Origin of the sequence: Plantibacter lichenum, from assembly GCF_050587525.1 — a bacterium.
GTDB lineage: Bacteria > Actinomycetota > Actinomycetes > Actinomycetales > Microbacteriaceae > Plantibacter.
On the sequence record NZ_JBOBFT010000008.1, the window covers coordinates 93,271 to 111,662 of the forward strand.

At 61.9% G+C, this 18,392-nt stretch carries 21 protein-coding genes; 8 read left to right on the forward strand and 13 right to left on the reverse strand.

Annotated elements, in window-relative coordinates; all coding sequences use genetic code 11:
- Window positions 1-53 precede the first annotated feature (53 nt).
- The 8 genes from ACQ3HB_RS12355 to ACQ3HB_RS12390 all read left to right on the forward strand — a co-directional run bounded on the left by ACQ3HB_RS12355 (window position 54) and on the right by ACQ3HB_RS12390 (window position 7,026).
- Complete coding sequence (locus ACQ3HB_RS12355) at window positions 54-1,289, forward strand: TadA family conjugal transfer-associated ATPase (protein WP_430920359.1); 1,236 nt, start codon at window positions 54-56, stop codon at window positions 1,287-1,289.
- Window positions 1,286-2,155 (forward strand): type II secretion system F family protein, encoded by an 870-nt coding sequence (locus tag ACQ3HB_RS12360; protein WP_430920360.1) that lies wholly within the window; start codon window positions 1,286-1,288, stop codon window positions 2,153-2,155. Before ACQ3HB_RS12355 ends, ACQ3HB_RS12360 begins: the two co-directional genes overlap by 4 nt.
- Complete coding sequence (locus ACQ3HB_RS12365; protein ID WP_430920361.1) at window positions 2,143-3,084, forward strand: type II secretion system F family protein; 942 nt, start codon at window positions 2,143-2,145, stop codon at window positions 3,082-3,084. Before ACQ3HB_RS12360 ends, ACQ3HB_RS12365 begins: the two co-directional genes overlap by 13 nt.
- Before the next feature lie 9 nt (window positions 3,085-3,093).
- A complete protein-coding gene (locus tag ACQ3HB_RS12370) occupies window positions 3,094-3,510 on the forward strand; it encodes a hypothetical protein (RefSeq protein ID WP_430920362.1) in 417 nt (138 codons plus the stop codon).
- Complete coding sequence (locus ACQ3HB_RS12375; RefSeq protein ID WP_430920363.1) at window positions 3,507-3,917, forward strand: hypothetical protein; 411 nt, start codon at window positions 3,507-3,509, stop codon at window positions 3,915-3,917. The genes ACQ3HB_RS12370 and ACQ3HB_RS12375 overlap by 4 nt, the downstream gene beginning before the upstream one ends.
- Before the next feature lie 150 nt (window positions 3,918-4,067).
- Window positions 4,068-4,517, forward strand: coding sequence for a hypothetical protein (locus tag ACQ3HB_RS12380; RefSeq protein WP_430920364.1), 450 nt, complete (start codon window positions 4,068-4,070; stop codon window positions 4,515-4,517).
- A 315-nt stretch (window positions 4,518-4,832) separates the two neighbouring features.
- Window positions 4,833-6,107, forward strand: coding sequence for a hypothetical protein (locus tag ACQ3HB_RS12385; RefSeq protein ID WP_430920365.1), 1,275 nt, complete (start codon window positions 4,833-4,835; stop codon window positions 6,105-6,107).
- A 91-nt stretch (window positions 6,108-6,198) separates the two neighbouring features.
- Complete coding sequence (locus tag ACQ3HB_RS12390; protein ID WP_430920366.1) at window positions 6,199-7,026, forward strand: hypothetical protein; 828 nt, start codon at window positions 6,199-6,201, stop codon at window positions 7,024-7,026.
- Here the strand turns inward: ACQ3HB_RS12390 and ACQ3HB_RS12395 are convergent.
- The 13 genes from ACQ3HB_RS12395 to ACQ3HB_RS12455 all read right to left on the reverse strand — a co-directional run bounded on the left by ACQ3HB_RS12395 (window position 7,023) and on the right by ACQ3HB_RS12455 (window position 18,380).
- On the reverse strand, window positions 7,023-7,520 hold the full coding sequence (locus ACQ3HB_RS12395; RefSeq protein ID WP_430920367.1) for a DUF488 domain-containing protein: 498 nt from the start codon (window positions 7,518-7,520) through the stop codon (window positions 7,023-7,025). The two genes, ACQ3HB_RS12390 and ACQ3HB_RS12395, sit on opposite strands and share 4 nt — an antisense overlap.
- Before the next feature lie 93 nt (window positions 7,521-7,613).
- Window positions 7,614-10,460 carry a phage tail tape measure protein gene (locus tag ACQ3HB_RS12400; protein ID WP_430920368.1) on the reverse strand — a complete coding sequence of 949 codons (2,847 nt, stop codon included), beginning with the start codon at window positions 10,458-10,460 and terminating at the stop codon, window positions 7,614-7,616.
- Window positions 10,461-10,751: 291 nt separating this feature from the next.
- Entirely contained in the window at window positions 10,752-11,039 is a 288-nt protein-coding gene (locus ACQ3HB_RS12405; RefSeq protein ID WP_430920369.1) for a hypothetical protein, read from the reverse strand.
- A gap of 76 nt (window positions 11,040-11,115) precedes the next feature.
- Entirely contained in the window at window positions 11,116-11,655 is a 540-nt protein-coding gene (locus ACQ3HB_RS12410; RefSeq protein WP_430920370.1) for a hypothetical protein, read from the reverse strand.
- Between the two features lie 141 nt (window positions 11,656-11,796).
- Window positions 11,797-12,180 carry a hypothetical protein gene (locus ACQ3HB_RS12415; protein ID WP_430920371.1) on the reverse strand — a complete coding sequence of 128 codons (384 nt, stop codon included), beginning with the start codon at window positions 12,178-12,180 and terminating at the stop codon, window positions 11,797-11,799.
- Window positions 12,167-12,520 carry a hypothetical protein gene (locus tag ACQ3HB_RS12420; RefSeq protein ID WP_430920372.1) on the reverse strand — a complete coding sequence of 118 codons (354 nt, stop codon included), beginning with the start codon at window positions 12,518-12,520 and terminating at the stop codon, window positions 12,167-12,169. Before ACQ3HB_RS12420 ends, ACQ3HB_RS12415 begins: the two co-directional genes overlap by 14 nt.
- The gene (locus ACQ3HB_RS12425) at window positions 12,517-12,720 is read right to left on the reverse strand and encodes a WhiB family transcriptional regulator (RefSeq protein WP_430920373.1); all 204 of its coding nucleotides are present in this window, start codon (window positions 12,718-12,720) and stop codon (window positions 12,517-12,519) included. Before ACQ3HB_RS12425 ends, ACQ3HB_RS12420 begins: the two co-directional genes overlap by 4 nt.
- A 38-nt stretch (window positions 12,721-12,758) precedes the next feature.
- A complete protein-coding gene (locus ACQ3HB_RS12430) occupies window positions 12,759-14,060 on the reverse strand; it encodes a DUF3631 domain-containing protein (RefSeq protein ID WP_430920374.1) in 1,302 nt (433 codons plus the stop codon).
- Window positions 14,057-14,506, reverse strand: coding sequence for a hypothetical protein (locus ACQ3HB_RS12435; RefSeq protein ID WP_430920375.1), 450 nt, complete (start codon window positions 14,504-14,506; stop codon window positions 14,057-14,059). Before ACQ3HB_RS12435 ends, ACQ3HB_RS12430 begins: the two co-directional genes overlap by 4 nt.
- A 656-nt stretch (window positions 14,507-15,162) precedes the next feature.
- Window positions 15,163-15,627: a hypothetical protein gene (locus ACQ3HB_RS12440; protein ID WP_430920376.1), complete on the reverse strand. Its 465-nt coding sequence runs from the start codon at window positions 15,625-15,627 to the stop codon at window positions 15,163-15,165.
- Window positions 15,628-15,646: 19 nt separating this feature from the next.
- Entirely contained in the window at window positions 15,647-16,546 is a 900-nt protein-coding gene (locus ACQ3HB_RS12445) for a tyrosine-type recombinase/integrase (RefSeq protein WP_430920377.1), read from the reverse strand.
- On the reverse strand, window positions 16,543-16,827 hold the full coding sequence (locus ACQ3HB_RS12450) for a hypothetical protein (protein WP_430920378.1): 285 nt from the start codon (window positions 16,825-16,827) through the stop codon (window positions 16,543-16,545). Before ACQ3HB_RS12450 ends, ACQ3HB_RS12445 begins: the two co-directional genes overlap by 4 nt.
- A 131-nt stretch (window positions 16,828-16,958) precedes the next feature.
- Entirely contained in the window at window positions 16,959-18,380 is a 1,422-nt protein-coding gene (locus ACQ3HB_RS12455; protein ID WP_430920379.1) for a recombinase family protein, read from the reverse strand.
- Window positions 18,381-18,392: the final 12 nt, after the last annotated feature.

Below are 18,392 nucleotides of genomic sequence, written 5' to 3' on the forward strand. Positions count from 1 at the left end.
CCGCCTGTGGAGAACTTTGACGGGGGTCGTGCCGCTTCGAGCATGATGCTCCGATGGGTTCTGCAGCGGAGTACATCACGGGTCGGGTTCGTGAGCGGGTGCGCGCGGAAGGCGATCGTGATGCGAGACGGTCGCCCGATGCCGCCGGCCGGATCACGCGCGAGGAGGTGCGGCGGTACAACGAGCACGCGTTGAACGGCTCGGCTGCGCTCATCGGTGATGAGGCCGGCATGGAGTTCGAGGTCCTCGCATCGGTCACGGGTTTCGGCGCACTCCAGCAGTACCTCGACGATCCGTCGATCGAAGAGATCTGGATCAACGAACCGACGAAGGTGTTCGTCGCCCGCGACGGCCTCGCGGAACTCACCGGGACGGTCCTGACCGAGTCGATCGTCCGAGACCTCGTGGAGCGGATGCTCCAATCCACCGGCAGGCGCGTGGATCTCTCGAGCCCCTTCGTGGACGCGTCGCTCCCGGACGGCTCGCGTCTTCATGTGGCGATCCCGGATGCGACGAGACGCCACTACTCCGTGAACATCCGCAAGTTCTCCTCCCGCATCCGTGACCTCGGCCACCTCGTCGCTTCGGGCTCCCTCAGTTACGACGCCGCCGACTTCCTGCGCGCGAGCGTGCTCGCCGGAGCGAACATCCTCGTGTCGGGTGCCACCCAGGCTGGCAAGACGACCCTGCTCAACGCGCTCATCTCCACCGCGGAACCGCGACTCCGGATCGTGACCGTGGAGGAGACGTTCGAACTGTCCCCGCAGAACCGCGACATCGTCGCGTTGCAATGCCGACAGCCCAGTCTGGAGGGGACCGGCGAGATCACGCTTCGCCGCCTCATCAAGGAGGCGCTGCGGATGCGTCCTGACCGACTCATCGTCGGCGAGGTCCGCGAGGCCGAGAGCCTCGACCTCCTCATCGCTCTGAACAGCGGTATCCCCGGCATGTGCAGCATCCACGCGAACTCCGCACGAGACGCCCTCGGGAAGCTCTGCACGCTGCCGCTCCTGGCCGGACGCAACATCGACTCGTCGTTCGTCCTGCCCACCGTCGCCGCGTGCATCGATCTCGTGGTGCACTGCGAACTCGACCGCCACGGGCGTCGTCATGTGGCCGAGATCGTCTCGGTGAGCGGTGCGACCAACGGGCACATCATCGAGACCTCCTCGCTCTTCGAACGGCACGACGGTGAGTTGCGGTCGACGGGGAGGCATCCGATGCGTGACGGGAAGTACCGCCGTGCCCGAATCGATCTCGGGCCGATGCTGCGCGGGGACGGGCGATGAGCCTCGTCGTCGGATCGATCCTCGCCGCAGGGCTCCTCCTCGTCGGCGCGCCGTGGCTCTGGCCCGACCCGATCGGCGTCCGAGCGTTCATCGAAGGCATCGGACCGATCAGCACGCTGCGCGAGATGCTGCAGCACGCGGGACTTCCCGGCCGATTCTGGGCGCCGTTCCTCGTCGTCTGCGCGGTCGTGGGGGTCGTGATGGCCGTCGTCGTCCATGGACTGTGCCGGGTGCTGCCCCTCACGATCGTCGTCGGTGTGGTCGGGGTGGTCGCCCCGGTCGTGGTGCTCCGGACCCGATCAAATGGCAGACGTCGTGTGCAACGAACGCTCTGGCCGGACGTCGTCGACCATCTCGTCTCCGGCGCCCGCTCCGGCCTCGCGCTGCCCGACAGTGTCGCGGCCCTCGCGACGGTGGGACCCGTCATCCTCCAACCCGCGTTCACGGAGTACGTCCACGATTACCGGATGACCGGCAACTTCGCCGTCTGCCTCGATCGACTCAAGACCGCGCTGGCCGATCCGGTCGCGGATCGCATCGTGGAGACGTTGCGCATGGCTCGCGATGTCGGCGGCACCGATCTGCCGATCGTCCTCCGGACCCTCGCGAGTCAGCTCCGGGAGGACGCCGCGATCAGAGCGGAAGCGGAAGCCAGGCAGGGCTGGGTTCGGAACGCAGCGCGGCTCGGCGTCGCCGCACCGTGGCTGATCCTCCTGCTGTTGGCGTCGAGGCCCGAAGCAGCGGCCGCCTACAACTCCCACGAGGGAGCCGTACTCATCGTCGGCGGTCTCATCGTGTCTGTGCTCGCCTACCAGGTCATGCTGCGGGTCGGCCGGCTGCAGACCGAACGGCGATGGTTCCGATGACGGCATCTGGCGAGTGGTCCATCTGCTTCGGCGTCCTGCTCGGCCTCGGTCTGTGGACGCTCGCGCATCTCGTCCGTCCGCTCGGCACCCCGCGGCTGCTGGACCGCACGGCGCCGTACCTCCTCGACGTCTCGCCCGGAGCTCGGACCCACCTCGCACGGCGGAGCTCGGATCCGCTCCCGGTCGTCGGGGTGCTGCTGGCTCCCGTGTTCGGGTGGACGAGGCATCTCATCGACACCACGCTCGGCGATCCGGCGATGTTGGCGCGGCGACTCGCGCAGGCGGGGACGCCGGGGACGGAACGGTACCGTGCCCGCCAACTGCTCTGGGCGGTGGGCGGCCTCGCGCTCGGTGCCGCTGCGGCCGTGCTCGGCTACAGCTCTGGACGGTTCCCGGGCCTGATCGCCGCGCTGGTCCCGTTCGCGGGAATGGCAGGCGCCGTGCTCCTCCGAGACCGGTTGCTCCAGCGGGCCGCGAAACGTCGCTTGGGGCGCATCGAGGAGGAACTCCCGACGATCCTCGAGTTCGTCAGTCTCAGCCTGGCCGCAGGAGAAGCGATCACCGATGCGATCGCTCGCGTCTCCCGGGTCGCCGGCGGTGAGCTCAGCGGAGAATTCGAGACCTTGACCGCGGAGGTGCGGACGGGGATCCCGTTCGTCGCCGCACTCCGCGCGCTCGACGCCCGGCTCGACCTGCCGTCGTTCACCCGATGCGTCGAACAGGTGCTCAGCGCGCTCGAACGCGGCACCCCGGTCGCGGCGGTGCTGCGATCACAAGCGCAGGACAGTCGCGAAGCCGCGAAACGGCAGCTTCTCGAATCTGCGGGCAAGAAGGAGGTCGCGATGCTCGTGCCTGTCAAGACTGATTTAAGACCTCTTTTTGTGCTCCATGCCTTTCGTGATGCTAGCTGTGCCGCCCATCGCCGATAGGGTTCTGCCATGCTCCTTGATCGCTGCGTCCTCGATGGCCCGACCGTTGACGCACAGCTGCAGCAACTAGCGACCTGTGTGGAGTCCTCCGACAGCGCCGATCCGTGGCAATTCAACCTTGGCATGCTGATGACGATTGGTGTGGCTGTCTTGGCGCTCATCGGTGTTGGGGTCACCGTCCATCAGCGACGGCGCGCGGACGGCAACGATCACCTTTGGCATCGGATGCAGTGGGCGTTGGAGCAAGCGGAAACCGGCAACGAGAACGCAAGGACTGCTGGGTTTCTGGTGATGGCAAAGTTACTGGATCCGAGCGAAGCGAAAGCTGCGGGCTACAAACTCTCAGGGGTGGACAAGGATCTTCTTCGCGTAGTATCGCAACAGGGGCTCCCCGCGCGCCCTGCGAGACAGGAGGAAGCCAAGTGAAGAACTCTGAGATTGCTGCGGCTAGAGTTCAGGTCGCACTTGCGAAGATGGACAAGACCACAGTCGACGACTGGGTGGCGGAGCTCGCCTCGCGAGAATTCTCGGTCGAGTCAGAACAGGCTGAGGCGCCTGCGGTCGAGACGAGAACGGCCCAAACCCCGGATCGAAGCGGGATTATTAAGTATACCCATGGTCATGGTTCCGCCTTCTTCAACGCAGGCGCGATTTCGCCTTTCATACTGGTGGACGGATCTCGTGAGCCTTTCCGTGAGTGGGTGCACGGCGGGATTGGCAGTCACAACTGGGTAGCCCGGGATCTGACCGAAAAGGCTCACGCCGGGTCGGGGTTGACTGACTCTGGAACTGATGTCGATGTGGAACCGTCGAAGAGGTTCATGCGGCCGTAGGCCGATTTCGATACGTGGGTCTGCATTCGCAAGCTCAGTGTCTTTCGAACAGAACTAGGGCACTCACCCTGCTCTGTAGCTCGGCCGGCCGCACTCCAGGACTGGCGACGTGAACTGCTTTTGTAGTAGGTCAACCGATACGCTTCGACAATGAAGCCCCTGCTGCCAATACTGATTGCCGCTTTCCTGCTCACTGGATGTGCCGGTGGTCAGGCAGAATCGGCCTCGACGCCGAGCCCCACACCGACACCGACGACGAAGATCCCGGCCGTGTCCCTCGAGACGAGCTGCACCTTCCTCTACGGACGCAATGTCGATGGCCCGCTCTCCACTACCGCTGACATCATCGGCCGGTTCGTCGAGGCACCCGACGGGACGACAATCACCACCGACGAGCTGCGGTCGACGATCGATAGCATCCAGTCGGCTCGAGATCGTGCACAGCCAGAGATCCAGCCGTTCATCGATGCGCAGATCGCCCCGCTCGCCCAACTCCTTGACGCAAAGACTGGCGGCGGGAACGGGACCATCAACTTCGAGGACTACAAAGCTTCAGGGATCGAACTCCTCAACCAGTGCAAGCCCTACCTGCTGGGCTGAGCGGGCGCTGACTACCCCCGGACAGGGATATGGCGCCACAACGTGGCCAGCAGTACGCTTGCCCCTCCCCGATGGCAGTCATACACGCCCCACGACTCGCCCAGCCCCCGAAGCGAGTCGTGGGGCGCATCACCGTTCTCGACGGCCTCGGCCGCGCACACTGATGTAAGGCACCGAGCGAGCTGAGCTCGACGATCGCGCACGGCTATGGTCGCCCGATTGCAGCACCCCTGTCGCTCGCGACAGGTTGCACCCCGGTTCTCACGAAGCATGAAACCAACGCTATATTCAGGGTAAATCTGATTAGGGGGCGCAATGCTCAGAGCTGACTTTGAAGCGCACATACTGTGGCGGAGACTCAAGAACACAGACCAGCAGGTCAGCGAGGTACTCAGCCTTGGTGAGATCAGTGACGCACCGGACCTTGAAGTCGTCCGATTCGTTGCGGGGCACTATTGGTCCTTCCACAAGCAACGAAATCGGCTTTCGTCGCTCTTCACTGCGGCCATGCTCGACCAAGTCGATCAGGCATGGAGCGAAGTCGAGGGGTATGTCAACTCGCGACTCTCGTCGGGAACGGTCACCTACTCCCAGTACGCTCGTGATTCGGCTGAGAGCAGCCTTCTTCGCAAGGCCGCCTGGCCAGCGCTTCGACCGTCACCTGCTCAAATCAATGGCGATCGAACCTTGTTCGAGGACCTGCTGGAGACTCAGCGGCTCTCGATTGAGGCACTCGACAGGGCTCATGCGAAGCTCAGAGCCGAGATCGTTGAGTTGAAAAACGATGCGTCGATAAAGGTTGACGAGACGGCAACATCGCTCGACGAACTCGTGAGTCTTGGCCGGGCGATCCGTGCTGATATGGAAGTACAGAAGGGCCGCGTCGACGAAGTGGTGGCCGACGGAGTGAAGGAGGTTTCTTCGCTCCAGACAAAGAACGAGTCAGCGTATCGAGAGTGGCGAAATGCTCGCGAAGCAGAATTCAACGAGAATTTTGAGCCGCTTCGCCTATCGATCAAGGAGAAGCTAGACGAAGCTTCCGAGGATTTGACTCAGCTTCGAAAGGTCGTCAAAGAATACAAGGCGTTATCCTCTGCCGATGCGGCAGACACTCTCGCCAAGAACTACGAAGCGGAGGCCAAAGCCAGCCGTCGCTGGGGCGGGTTGCTCTACGCAGTGGGCATCATACTGCTCATCGGCGGCGCAACGCCACTCGTGCTCGGCCTGGGGCAGCAACCGACTGACTCTGGAGCCGAGGTTCTCAATTGGCAGCAGATCACACTTCGAGTTGCTGTGGGTGCGCTCGCAGCATCTGCGGCGACCGTTGCCATCAGGCTGGGCTCGAGACTCATCTCGGATGCAGGAGCAGTCAAGCGGATGGCGCTTGAGTTCAGGGTGATCGACCCATTCCTCGCGAACGTTCGTGACCGCGAGAACGTTGATACTGTTCGCGTTGACCTCGTCGATCGTACTTTCGGAAGGAGCTACATTCCTGCGCAAGGAGACAAGTCCAAAGACGATGACGAAGTCGTAAACGTTGGTGCCGTCTCGCAGTTGCTCGGAGCCGTAGGGAAAATGCTCAACCGTTGAATGAGGTGGCTAACCGGCTTCGTGTCGCCCACATCGGCTAGGGTTCGAATGTGCAGAAAGGCGCTTCGATGCAGAACCCAACTCTGATCCGATGATCGACGGACAGTCTGCTCGGGTTTTGATCACCGTCAAAGCTTCTCCCGAACCATCTGAACAGCATGGTGACACTGTTTGCGTCGCTGGTGTGAGACTTGACCGCGGGAAACCAGAATGGATCAGGCTCTACCCTGTTCCTTTTCGCTGGATGTCGACGGCTCAGCAGTTCGGCAAGTATGAGGTCATCGACGTAGACATTCATCGTCCCCGAGATGACACCAGATTCGAGAGCTACCGCATCAATGGTGAATCCGTATCACGCTCGGTGACTGCAGTCAAAGATGCTGCTGCTCGCGGTGCAATCCTCGATCCGATGATCGGTCCAACCATGTGTGAGCTGCGGCAGGGCGTGATCGCAGACCCTCGGGCGCAGTCTCTCGGGCTGGTTGAAGTGCGCGAGATGAAGGGCATGACTGTTCGTCAGCACCCCGGATGGAGTCCCGAGCAGCAACGGAAGATCGACCGGGCTCTAGAGCAACAACCACTATTTGGAGATGGGCCACCGCCTCGTCTGGATGCTCCGCGTTTTTTGGCGCAGTACAGCTACCTCTGCATGACTGATACGTGCGCTGGACACGACCAGCGCATGCTGGACTGGGAATTGACTGCCTTCGAACGTCGCTGGCTGGGACGGAGCGACGAACTCACGAAGGAAGCGATCAAGAAGCGCTTTCTCGATGAGCTCTGTGCACCGTCAAAACGGGTGAACTTCTTCGTTGGAAACATGGCGCACCCAACGAAACGCCGAAGCTACAGCATCCTTGGCGTGTACGCGCCGTCCCGACATTCCGACTACTCAAACGCGCTCGTACTCGATTTCTAGGCCTCTACGAGCATGGACTTCAAGACGCGCTCGATGATCTGCTCGCGATGGCAGTTGCGCTCGTTCGCTTCGAAGCACAGCAACGCCACGCGGGACGCGGAGGCCCACTGTGCGATCGCGGAGATCGCTTGCTGCCCCGACGGCGTCTCAATGCGCTCCACGTACTGTGCGCGGGCTCGATCTGCCGCAGGAGTAGCGCGCTCAGCGTAGCCATCTCGGTTGTCCTTCAGGTTGCCGAGCTCCGGCATGTGAACGTACTCAATGTCCGCGCTTTCCAGCGCAGCTTTGAGAGCAGTCTTCGAGAATCCACGTTTTCTCGACAGCGGAGTGAGGCGGACATCCACGAGCTTGGTCACCTGCCACGCGGCCAGCCCCTCGACGAACTCATCGATCGAACGTCCTTCGTAACCGACACCGACGAGTCCATCATTCTCATTCCACACGCCACCAGTGTGACACGCGTCAACGGGCCACAACTCGAGTTCCAAGGTCATTCTGTGTTCCACATCGGCACCTTTCCGTCTGCTTCACGTATGGAACAGCCCCGCCTGAACCCACCCGAAGGTGAGCCCAGACGGGGCTGAGCGCTAGATCCGTCGTGAACCAGCGCGTGAGCGCTCTGCTTCGGAGGTCAGGGCTTCGTGTACGACGATCTGCGCTTCACCGTTCGCCATCTGCCGCATGACACCGAACAACTTCCCGTCCATCATGATCGGCCGGTCGCCCACCGTCGGAGAAACGTTGATCGTCTGAGCCATCGACGAGCTGGCGTACTGAGGAGAAGACCCGACAGCACCAGAGGCGAAACCTTGGACGCCGAGACGACGACCGGTTTCCTGCCAGATGTTCAACGAACGGACGCGCTTCGACGGCGACAGGGGGATGTACGCCTCGCCACCCGTTTCCGGTTCAGCCCACACCCGCCACGACCCAGCCGGCGCTATCTGCGCCACATGGTTCTCACGAGTGCCGCCATCGGCATAGAAGTCGAGGGTGCCGCCGTTCGCCATGCCGCTCCCGCTACCTCCGCCACCGAGGACAGGAAGCGACAGGAACACATCGCGCAACTTGCCGATGGCGGCCTGCAGGTCTTGCACCTTGGCTTTGGCGTCCTCGGCCCCCAGAAGCGTGACTTGCGTCTGAATCGCGGTGGGTGTCGCGATGAGTCGATCGGCGTAAGCCGAAGCCGCCTCAGCGCTATCCCCAAGCGCAAGCCGGGTATCGATGATGCGCTGGCGACCCTCATTGAGGCGGGCGGCGATCGCTTCCGTTGAGCCGCCGACCGCCGCGATAGCGCCGGCGGAATCGTTCGCTGAGGACGCGACAGCGAGCATGGCGTCGCTGGTGCTGCGGCCCTGATCGGTGAGCTGGTTGAGGCTTCCGCCGCCCTCATCCATCAGCGCATTGAGCGCGTCGAGCGAGTCGTAGAACGAGTTCGTGGACTTCTCGACGTCGAACTGAGCTGACCCGAAACCGCGGATCTGCTTCGCCAGCTCGTCGATCGCCTCGTTCGTATCAACCGCCACCCCTGCGATCTCCTCCAGAGACTTCTTCGGCGCCTCAGCCGCCGGTCCAAGCTTCCCGAGTGCGATCGCGAGGATGTTGTTCTTGTCCGCCGCGTACCCCGCTCCGGTGGCCTGGGCGGTGAGCGCTGCGAGCAGTTCCGGTGATTCGGAGATCAGCTGGTAAAGCTCGTCTCGTGTGAGTTTCCCTTCTTCTTTGATCCGAGAGAGGTTCGCGGCGACGGTCGGCATGCCTCCCGAGCCTGCGAGTGCTGCCATCTCCTTGCCGAGCTTTCCCCAGCCGTCGGTGAAGTCATCGAGCTCGTTCACCATCGGGTCGAGGGTCTTGAGGGCCTCGCCGAAGAAGTCCTTGCTGTAGTGGGCGCTCTCGGCGAGTACGTCCTTGAGCCGTCCCATGTCTTCGATGAACGGCTTGTAGTCCGGAATCGCGGCGGATCCCTTGTTGGTCAAGGTCTTCGCGAACACATCGGCCGCGCTGGTCGACGTTGTGAGTGCGTTCGTGAGTTCTTCCGACGAGACAGCGGCGCTCTCTACTGCGGTCTGCCATGCATCGAGGAGCGCGATCGCGGTGGCGACGGTGGCGACAGCGCCGAGGGCCTTCGAGACCCCACCGATGATGCGCCCGGTTGTCTGTGCCCTGGGTCCGAGCTCTTCGAGAGCGAGACGAAACTCGGCGATCTTGGGAACCATGGTGAGGAAGGTGCCGCCAGCAAGTGCCGTTGCAGCGACGACACCGCCAAGTCCCAGAACCGCTCCCTGCACTGGCCCGGGCAGATTTCCGTATGCGTCGACCACGGCTGTGACGGCCTGGACCATTCCGCGAAGCATGTCATTCGCTGCCGAACCGGACTTGATCAGGACGGTGTCGAACGCGCCGCCGAGAGCTTCGATGTCGCCCTTGAGGTTGTCGAGACGCTTCCGTGCCTGCTCGGCCGCATAGCCCTGGTCGTCGACTGCCTTCGTCCACTCATCGATGCCCTGAGCGCCTTCGGAGTAGAGGACGGTCGCAGCACGCACAGCATCGGATCCGAAGATCGTCGCCATAGCTGAGTTCCGCTGCTCCGGCGTGAGGTTCTTGAGCGCGTCCTGAAGGTTCCCGGCGAACTTCGACAGGCCGATGAACTGGCCCTGAGCGTCATACGCGGAGATGCCGAGCTCGGTCATCTTGTTCTTCGCTTCAGCAGACTGAGGGGTGAGGCGCTGCAACATCGACTTGAACGACGTACCAGCGTCAGAACCCAAAAGCCCCTGCGAAGCGAACGCCGACAGGGCTGCAGTCGTCTCTTCGATCGAGAGCCCCGTCTGCGCGGCAACCTGACCGCCCTGCGCGAGCGCAGCAGACAGGTCACTCACGTCACCCATCGCCTTACCGGCACCCGCAGCCAAGAGGTCGGCGACGTGAGACATGTCCTTGCCGTTCAGGCCGAACGTCTTCAAAGCGACAGCAGCGATACCAGCAGCGTCAGCGACACCGAGCCCGCCAGCCGCGGCAAGATCGAGTGCGCCGTCGAGACCGCCGGACAGGATATCGGCCGTCGAAACGCCCGCCTTACCCAGCTCCTCGATCGCGTTCGCGGATTCCGTCGCGGAGAACACCGTGCGAGCGCCAGCGTCAAGTGCCGCAGCGCGCAGGAGTTCCATGTTCCCGGCGGACTCATTCGTCGCAGCAGCAACGTTCGACATTGCCTGGTCGAACTCAGCGAACTTCGCGACGGCGATACCCACAGCAACACCAGCAACCGTGCCGATCGCGAGCATCGAACGCCCGAGGATGTCGAACGCTTCCTTCTTCTGCGCCAGTTTCTCAGCCTCAGTACCCGTCTCACGGGTCGACTGAGCCGCTTTCTCCATGCCGGCGATGTATTGCGCTACGTGCGCTGTGAGCGTGACCTTGACCGTTCTATCTGCCATTTCCTTACCTCGTTTCTGGCGCCTGGAGCGCCCTCGTTAAACCAAGAACCCGGCCTCTCCAAGCGGAGAAACCGGGTTTGGCCCTGATGCTTCTGTGCCCTGCGAGGGCTCAGTTTGTGGAAAAAAAAGACGGGGAGAGATATCGCCTAGCCCCGGAGGTCCATCTATTCGAGGGGTGGGGGGACCCCGGGGTGGGGTCTGATTCGTCCGTCGTCGACCTCGATCGGGCACTCGAGAGGACTTGCTTAGTCGTGCTTGTGATGCCCTACAGCTCACCCGCTGTGCGCCCGCTCAGACGACGTGCGCGCTGCGTGTGCGCATGGCTTGGTCGAGCGCTCCTTGTGGGTTGTACTGGTCGGTGAAGCCGTCGCTGATGGTGATGGTGACTTGGGTCGCTGCGGTCACGATGATGGTTGTGTCGTTGTCGATGACGAGTGGGCCGCCGCGTCGGCTGATGAGTGCGGCTGCGGCGAGGAACAGTGTTCGTCCTTCCTCTTCTGGGAGTTCGATGGTGCGCTCGTTGATCGTGACGGTGCTGGTCACGCTCTCGTTGGTCGACTGGGTTCGTCGTGGGTTCATGTGGTCCTTGCTGCGTGGATATGGCAAGGGCCGGCACCGTGTGAGGGTGCCGGCCCGAGGCGTGTGTGGTGGGGTGTCAGCCGAAGTAGGCGTAGTGCATGGCTCGTTCGAAGCCGGCGGCCTGTTCTTCGCGGATGTTGAGGAGGTCGGTCGCGGCCTCTGCTGCGCTCGGCTTCTCGTCGGCGAAGAGGTTGACTGGCTTGGCCCACCGTGATTCGAGGGACCGTCGGAAGACGGCGTAGGCGAGGGAGTCGTCGTTGTTGCGGAGGGCGCGGGCGATGACTCGTTCGGCTTCGTCTGCGTCAGTGATGTTCTCTGCCCGGTCCTGTGCGTCACGGAACGCGATGATGTCGGATCCAGTGTGGCCGACCTTCGCGTCGAGGGTCTTCTCGATCTCTTTGGCCTTGTCGGCGACGAGCGCCTTCTCCTTCTCGCGGAGATCCCGCAGCTTGGTCTTTGCCGTCTCCGTGTTGGTCTTCGTCAGTTCGTCCTTGTACGCATCTGTGAAGTTGGGGTCGCGACTGATGCGCTGGGCTTCCTCGGAGTGGAAGGTCTGTGCGCGTGCCGCTTCCTGACGGACGGTGCTGATCTGGGCCTTGAGGTAGTCGAGTGACATGGTGTCTCCTTCTTTCGCGCACGGCGAGGGTTCTTGTGTGGGCGTGTGTTCTGCCCTGCTGTGGTGGTTCCAGCTGTTTCTAGGTTCGCGGGACTGCCGCCGACTGCCGCGGTTATGTGCCGTTGACGGCAGTCCCTGCGTTCACTGGTTCCTGTACCGCTGGATGGAAGCGCGACTGATCTGCCAGCGGCCGTCGACGAGCTCCCCGTCGAGGCGCCCTTTCTCACACGCATCCCTCACACCTCGAGGTGTGAGCTGCAGCTGTGTTGCCGCCTGACGCGTGGTGAGCATCGTGGGACGCTCCACCGCCTCCGCTGTGATGATCGTCGAGGTTCCGGCCCTGTACGAGAGAGCGGCACGGTGGAGGCTGTTGAGTACGTGGTACACCTCCGCGTCGCGCATGTCCCTGGCGTTGAGCCTGAGCTCATCGAGCTTGATCCGCTGTTTCAGGTAGGCGGCGACTCGGGCCGGCACGATGACGATTGGCCCCTCTTCGCCGTGGAGATAGGAGTCAGGGGCTTTCATTTCGCTCACCTCCCCGGGTTGGGGCAGTGATGTCGAGCGCGCGGCAGAGCATCGAGAACCGCGTGAAGCCTTTCGTGTATATCGGCATGAGGCTGATGTTGCCTTCAGCCATGACGTATGTTGACCAGAGTCGTGCTGCTGCCAAGCACACCTCGCGGACGTACAGGGGTTCGGTGGTTTCACGAAGGTTGTACACGCTCTGGAGGTTGTTGCCCGGAGCGAGAGGCGTCATGATCTCGACGCACACAGCACGGACGTCTTGCTCGAAGAGATCGCCGATGAAGAGCGTCCGTTCACCCTGTGGACCGATGATCTCGTAGTCGTCGAACTGGGAGCTCACGTGGTGTCCTTTCTGGTCGTCGAGTGTGTTCCCCATCTGCGTCCCGCCCAGATGCCGCCGGCGGGGCGCTCTTTCGCTGCGTAGTCGCGGCAGAGCGCCATCAGCGGGCACCTATGACAGATGTAGGCGACGGACTCGGTTGGTTGGTCGTCGAGGATGAACCGGCCGTCGTCGTGACATTCCGGGTCGGTGAGCCGCATTGCATCCTGTAGCGCGGCGAAAGCCGCTTGTGAGCCCTTCACAGCGACGCTCCCGGGTCGCAGTTGGGGTGAGTTGCGGTTGACCCCAAAGCCGGATGCATCGGGTTGTGGCAAGTGACGCAGGTCCTTCCCTGTGAGTCAAATGACTCACCTGTCCCAATTGGGACAGGTGCCGGGTTACCGGAGTTACTGTCGTTACCGACTTCCGGGACAACGGGGGAGGCGAGGTAGCGGTCCCACGCGTCAGCGAAGTGACTGCGCTGATACCCCTTCACGGCGTGCCCATCGACCTTCAACGTGTTGTTCGTCGGGATCTCATACTTCGCTAGTGTGCGAGCGAGAAAGCGGGAGTCGATCGCTTCGCCCTTGATATTTCCCCAGGGTGAGGTCTCGAGGCCGTGCAACCGCGAAAGCAAATCGTTGGTACTGAGTCGGTCATCGTTGAACATGACGTCGCGGATGTCCGAGAGCAACTTGATGCCGAGAGTCGCAGGCTTCTTCTTCGCATCGGCGACCATCATCACCGCGGCGTCCCGAGCTGTTGTCGGCCAGTGCCCGCCGGCAGCGTCCGCGATAGCGAGGATCGGTTCCCAGATGTCAGCGTCGCGATCCTCGATTCCTTCAGGGAGGTCAGGCCATGCATCCGACACCTCCGTCCTGACGCCAGCCGTGGCATTTGCGAGGCGCTCTGTGAGAGATCGTGCTTGGGGTTCGTTTACTCGTCTCCTGTACGGCTCCACGATTTGTCCGTGCTTCCGTCGCTTCATGTTGACGACGATCGACCGGGTCATCAGTGTGTCGGGAAGTTGGTTCAGGCCAGCGAGGGCGACCGCACAGTACGACGGCCATTCCTCCGTGACGATCTCCTTCCCTCGGATCGCTGCTCGTCCGGCCGTTGCTCCCTTTCTGTATCCGGAGTTGAGGAGGCCTCGGAGGTCCTCGTTTCCGTCTGACTTACTTCCACTGAATACCGCATCGATCTCGTCCATCAGCAAGGTGGGCAGTCCGGCTTCGTCTGAGATCTTCCGGAACACGTACGCCACCGAAGCGTTCACCGACAGCACTGGCCGAGGGACGAGAGCTTCGGTGAGCTCCATGCATCGGCTCTTGCCGCTACCCGGTTCAGGGGAGAGGAAGGCAAGACGAGGGGTGTTCTCGAAGGAGTCCACGAGGTGGGCGTGGGCGATCCACAGCGTGTGTGCTGTGGACGATTCGGGGGAGGGGTAGGCGATGAATCGTTCCAGGAACACCTTCACCTCATCAAGGAGCTCAGAGAAACGAACGCCCCCGTCTTCGCCAGAATCGGTAACTGCGGTAACGAAGGTAACTGGTGCGCTCATCGTGGGCCTCCTGCAGCAGCGGCCGCGACTACAACGTTTAGTACGTCGAGTTCGGTGACGAGGGCGCCTGCCTGGTCTGCAGCATCCAAAGCTTCGTCGATTCGACGCTGCTTCATCTCGGAGAGCTGCTTGCCAGGGTTCATAGCGGACTCGTAGTAGCGATCGCGATCCGCCAGAGCACTCGTGAGCGCCGGCTGTAGCGAACGATTTCCTTCAGCAAATGCGAAGTGCCACCATGCAGCGAGAGCCGGTGTCAGCTGCCACAGCTGAATGGTTCCGTCCATCAAGCGCCATAGGGTTGCCTCGAGTTCTGATTCAACCGATGCGCCGATCAGTTTCGGGGTCTGGTGCGTTGCGCGTGGGAGAATTGAGGTGTCGTCCCGCCCCTCAGCGAGATTTTCGGCCGTCTGGTTGCCCGCCAGGCGGCTTTCTCGTGTGGCGTTCATCGCGTACCCCGCTTCAAGGCCACGATGTCTCCCCGGGAGAGGTTCGTAGAACGAATCGCTCCCGCGTCGAGTCCCATGCGATCGAACGCATCGACGTTGAATGCCGCAGTTTCTCCGGTTGGATCGGCGTGAGACAAGCAGTAGCCCAGGAGCTCTGTAGCGGTTTCGACGGTTCCGCCTCGACGGATATGGGCGCGTACGAGCCGTGAGCATTTCGAGGGAGAGAGCTCGAGCCCGTTTTCTGCCGCAGACTCGACTGCGCGTCGGATGAGCTTGTCGACCGAAGAGGTCTGGCTTCCCTGTTCGTGCTTCCAGGCGCCGGTTGCGTTGATGGCGTTCAAGAAGCACCACCGCCCATGGGGCGAAGAAGCGCAGCGATTCGATCGCGTTGCTCCTGTGTGAGTGGCGGCGCGCTACTTACGACTTGAGCGACGTACTCTGCGATTCGAGCGGTCGCGAGGTCACGAGCTGTCTCGCGTTGGTTGGGCTTGTCCCATCGCACTGCAGCAGCATGGCGAGCGAGGGCGGAGCGCTTCTCCGAGGAGGGCATGGAGGAACCTTTCGGTTCCGGAGCCCTGTCAAACCCGGGTGCCTACGTAGGCGGGCAATTCACTTCTAAGTGCAGACTACAGGAGCATTTGGCATGTCTTTGCCATTCAAAGGCGTGTCGGCTTTCCTGGGTAGCCTGGCCGCACCGAGCTGACCAAGGTCAACATGTCCTTCGCGAGAACGGTGCCATGAAAGTGTCGGCAGACCATGCTGATGCCTGCCGCATCGCCCCACGTCGCTAGCTCGGCAACGTCGTACACGTGGCCAGGCCAGTGATTGTTTCCGTTCAGCGTGTTTCGCTCTCTGGCCGATTGGACGGACTCCGCCAGATTCATGCCAGGTGAGTACTTATAGTCTCGAACTGCACAAAGTATGAGATCGCCTAGTTTCACGACGCGAGCAATCTGGCAAGCTTTCGGTCGGCTGCACTGGTAGCGGTGAAGCGTGACCTTCGAGAGTAGGCCGGCGCGCTCAAGTTGAATGTAGCCATCCTCGATTGCCGTCGCTCGATCGTCCGACGCATCCATCAGCTTGGTTAACCAGATGGACAGGTCTGCAGCGTTGTCGCTCATACCTTCCTCACTTCACCGCTCATCGGAACCTTGTCGGAACGTTGACCAGCGGCAATCGCCCGATCGCTTCCGTGATCAGCTTTGCCGACGGCTTTACGTAGTGCTTGAGCGTATTGGCGTTCGCGTGCCGCATCGCATGCTGAACCGTGAGCATGTCGGCGCCGGACTCAACGAGCTCTGTTGCGTACCAGGCCCGGAGCTGGTGTGGTCGGTGCTTGATTCCGGCACGATGGACAGCCTTCGAGAGCGTGTTCGATACCGATTTGGCGTTGACGTGTCCTCCGGTGTTCGGTCCGATTCCGGGGAACCAGAATCCATCGATGGGGAACTTGTCGCGGTTCGCAAGCGCGTGCTCGATAATGAGCGGATGAAGGGGCCTCCACACTTCAAAACCGCCTTTCGCTTCGACGGTTAGAATCTGTCCAGTCTCCCAATCTATGTTTGCGCCGGAGGTTGCCGCGATCTCTACCGCTCGGAACCCCTGGTAGGCCGCAAGAAGCACCATCATGAGCGTCTTCCCGTAGATTCCGGAGCTCAGGAGCCTCTGGACGTCGTCGGTTGAGAATGGGTTCGCTTCCACCCGGACCGTGCGGCCTCGAGGCAGCCGCGCTGCCGGGTTGTCGATCCTCAATCCCTCGTCCTGCATCAGCGTGAAGAACGTATGGAGGAAGGACTTGTAGTTCTGGCGAGTCTTCGGCGACAGGTGCGGGCGGGCGAGGAACGAGATGAGTTCGTGACGCGTCGCTTCCAGCACCGGGTGGGCGAGGAATTGTCCGAGTGACCGATAAACGATGGAGCGTTCCTTGATCGTGCGCTCGGTGCAAGACGCAGAACGCATGTGGAGTACCCAGACGTTGAATGCGTCCTCGTCCGAGATAGTGGCTGTCTCGTGTAAGGGAGTGACTGCGGCGAGCGTCATCGGTTCCATCCTTCCGCGACAACATCAGCGCGAACGAAGGTTGAGATCTCGGTCCCGTCAGCACAACGTCTATCTGCAGCCAAGATGTAGACCCCGACGAACGCGCCCGGCTCGGTGAAGGCCACAAGAGGCGAATGTGCGGTCTCGAGCGCGTAGTCGAAACCCGTGCCGTCCAGATGTCTTGCTCTGAACAGCTGAATCCTGCCGGTCTCGTCACGAGCGTGTCGCCTGTCGAAGAACTCGACGGTGAGCGGGGCGTTGTTAAGATGGGTATTGTTCATGATTCTGATCCCTTCATCGGTATGGTTCGTCATCGGTATGGTTCGCGAACTTGCCCTCGGACTGTTGGCGCAGTAACGGCGGCGTTTCGTTTCAGGTGTCCAGTCCTGGACACCTGAGCTCGAATCGATGGCTAGGTGCGCCACACGATCGAGACGTCTTCTGGGTCAAAGCGACGACCGCTCCCTGACGGTTGAATGGTGACAGTCAGGAGCGACTCGACGACCTCGCGTTGCGCTGCGATCGGCATGGCCTCCCATTTGGCCCGGACATCACCGCCAGCGAGATCGGCGACGACAGTCCGCGGTTGCGCCGCTCTTAACAGCCGCTCAAGCTGCACACGCTCGTCTCTGAGCCTGCTCGTGATCCGCTTCAGCTGCGTGGCCGTGATCTCGTCAGCGGCGAACTGATCGGCGACGATGTCGAGCTTCGCGTCGAGCGCGGAGAGCTGGGATCTGTGCTCATCTGCGGCAGCGGTATCGGTTTGTGCGAAGAGATCGAGTGCATCAGGCCGTGACAGTCGGGCGACAAGGACCTCCGTAACGAGTTCATCGACCGGTGCTTGTTTGCGTCGTACCTTGAAGCACTCTGAGCAGTTGTACGAGGGGTCCTGCCGCTTCGAACTGCCGGTCTGCTTACTCACTACGGTTCGACCGATCTGGCGCCGCATGGGACCACCACATAGTCCGCAGATCGCGAGTCCGCTGAGGAGGTACTTGAAGCCCGGTCCAACATGGTTCGAGCGACGCGATGGGTCCGTCAGAAGCGCGACGAGTTGATCGTGAGTCTCAGAAGAGTAGATCGGTTCGGTGGTCGACTTACCGATGACCTGTCCTTGGTACTGCCGGAGGCCAGCATTTGTCGGCCGAGTGAGGATCTGGCGAAGGATCGTGGAGTTCCACATGGGCGCCTGCGGGCCATGGATGCCTCGAGCGTTGAAGTCGTTGACGATGGAGCGCAGAGACTCGTGGGCGAGTACGCGTCTTGCTGCTTCACGCACAACTGCGGCCTGCTCTTCGTCGACGACATCCCGACGGACAGTTGCAACCGAGTCGCCATCGGCATCGAGGATCCGTTTGAAGCCGTACGGGCTGTAGCCGTGCGGTTCACCCTTCTCGGCTTTCTCCTGAAACTTTCGCTTGAGCCGGCGGGACATGCTCTCAACCTCCCGTCGCGCGACCGTGCCCTTGATGCGCGCCATCATTCGTCCGTCTGGTGTGGAGATGTCGATATCACCACCGACGTTCGCGAGGGCGAGCCCGTGGGTGTTCGCCATGTCGATGACGTCCTCGAGCTCGCGGGGAGTACGTGTGAGCCGGTCTACATCCCAGACGATGATCGCGTTGATGTGGCCAGCCTTGATGTCCGTCACCATGCGGTCGTAGGCGGGGCGCTTCTTGGAGCGAGTCGCGCTGACGTCGTTGTCCGTATAGACGCTCACGACGTCCCACCCGCGACGCTCAGCCTCACGGCGGCAGTCCTGCTCCTGACGTTTCACGCCGAGCCCGGTGCCTTCCGTGTCCTTGCTGATTCGTGCGTAGATTCCAGCTCTCATAGAAGGAGGTTA

Bases quoted from the DNA above. Each gene is read 5' to 3' on its own strand.
- ACQ3HB_RS12355 (WP_430920359.1), top strand. From the start codon at position 54: ATGGGTTCTGCAGCGGAGTACATCACGGGTCGGGTTCGTGAGCGGGTG.
- ACQ3HB_RS12360 (WP_430920360.1), top strand. From the start codon at position 1,286: ATGAGCCTCGTCGTCGGATCGATCCTCGCCGCAGGGCTCCTCCTCGTC.
- ACQ3HB_RS12365 (WP_430920361.1), top strand. From the start codon at position 2,143: ATGGTTCCGATGACGGCATCTGGCGAGTGGTCCATCTGCTTCGGCGTC.
- ACQ3HB_RS12370 (WP_430920362.1), top strand. From the start codon at position 3,094: ATGCTCCTTGATCGCTGCGTCCTCGATGGCCCGACCGTTGACGCACAG.
- ACQ3HB_RS12380 (WP_430920364.1), top strand. From the start codon at position 4,068: ATGAAGCCCCTGCTGCCAATACTGATTGCCGCTTTCCTGCTCACTGGA.
- ACQ3HB_RS12385 (WP_430920365.1), top strand. From the start codon at position 4,833: ATGCTCAGAGCTGACTTTGAAGCGCACATACTGTGGCGGAGACTCAAG.
- ACQ3HB_RS12390 (WP_430920366.1), top strand. From the start codon at position 6,199: ATGATCGACGGACAGTCTGCTCGGGTTTTGATCACCGTCAAAGCTTCT.
- ACQ3HB_RS12395 (WP_430920367.1), bottom strand. From the start codon at position 7,520: ATGACCTTGGAACTCGAGTTGTGGCCCGTTGACGCGTGTCACACTGGT.
- ACQ3HB_RS12400 (WP_430920368.1), bottom strand. From the start codon at position 10,460: ATGGCAGATAGAACGGTCAAGGTCACGCTCACAGCGCACGTAGCGCAA.
- ACQ3HB_RS12405 (WP_430920369.1), bottom strand. From the start codon at position 11,039: ATGAACCCACGACGAACCCAGTCGACCAACGAGAGCGTGACCAGCACC.
- ACQ3HB_RS12410 (WP_430920370.1), bottom strand. From the start codon at position 11,655: ATGTCACTCGACTACCTCAAGGCCCAGATCAGCACCGTCCGTCAGGAA.
- ACQ3HB_RS12415 (WP_430920371.1), bottom strand. From the start codon at position 12,180: ATGAAAGCCCCTGACTCCTATCTCCACGGCGAAGAGGGGCCAATCGTC.
- ACQ3HB_RS12425 (WP_430920373.1), bottom strand. From the start codon at position 12,720: ATGCGGCTCACCGACCCGGAATGTCACGACGACGGCCGGTTCATCCTC.
- ACQ3HB_RS12430 (WP_430920374.1), bottom strand. From the start codon at position 14,060: ATGAGCGCACCAGTTACCTTCGTTACCGCAGTTACCGATTCTGGCGAA.
- ACQ3HB_RS12435 (WP_430920375.1), bottom strand. From the start codon at position 14,506: ATGAACGCCACACGAGAAAGCCGCCTGGCGGGCAACCAGACGGCCGAA.
- ACQ3HB_RS12440 (WP_430920376.1), bottom strand. From the start codon at position 15,627: ATGAGCGACAACGCTGCAGACCTGTCCATCTGGTTAACCAAGCTGATG.
- ACQ3HB_RS12445 (WP_430920377.1), bottom strand. From the start codon at position 16,546: ATGACGCTCGCCGCAGTCACTCCCTTACACGAGACAGCCACTATCTCG.
- ACQ3HB_RS12450 (WP_430920378.1), bottom strand. From the start codon at position 16,827: ATGAACAATACCCATCTTAACAACGCCCCGCTCACCGTCGAGTTCTTC.
- ACQ3HB_RS12455 (WP_430920379.1), bottom strand. From the start codon at position 18,380: ATGAGAGCTGGAATCTACGCACGAATCAGCAAGGACACGGAAGGCACC.